Annotated in this window: 1 pseudogene; it reads left to right on the top strand. The window is 63.8% G+C overall.

Going from position 1 to position 207, the window contains the following annotated elements:
• Positions 1-207: pseudogene (locus tag N825_RS35985) on the top strand (amino acid ABC transporter substrate-binding protein); the annotation flags it as partial.

Below are 207 nucleotides of genomic sequence, written 5' to 3'. Positions count from 1 at the left end.
ACGGCCCTGCAGACCGGCCAGATCGACGTCTTGCCGCGCACCACCTCGTGGACCCTGCGGCGCGACGCCAACGGCATCAACTTCACCTATCCGAACTACTACGAGTACGACGCCTTCATGGTGCGCAAGGACCTGGGCATCACCCAGACCAAGGACATGAACGGCGCCACCATCTGCGTGCAGACCGGCTCCACCAACGAGGTCACG

The sequence above is a fragment of the Skermanella stibiiresistens SB22 genome, from assembly GCF_000576635.1.
GTDB classification, from domain to species: Bacteria; Pseudomonadota; Alphaproteobacteria; order Azospirillales; family Azospirillaceae; genus Skermanella; species Skermanella stibiiresistens.
Note: the sequence above shows the minus strand (reverse complement) of the source record. Positions and strands in the feature narration are given on the sequence as shown.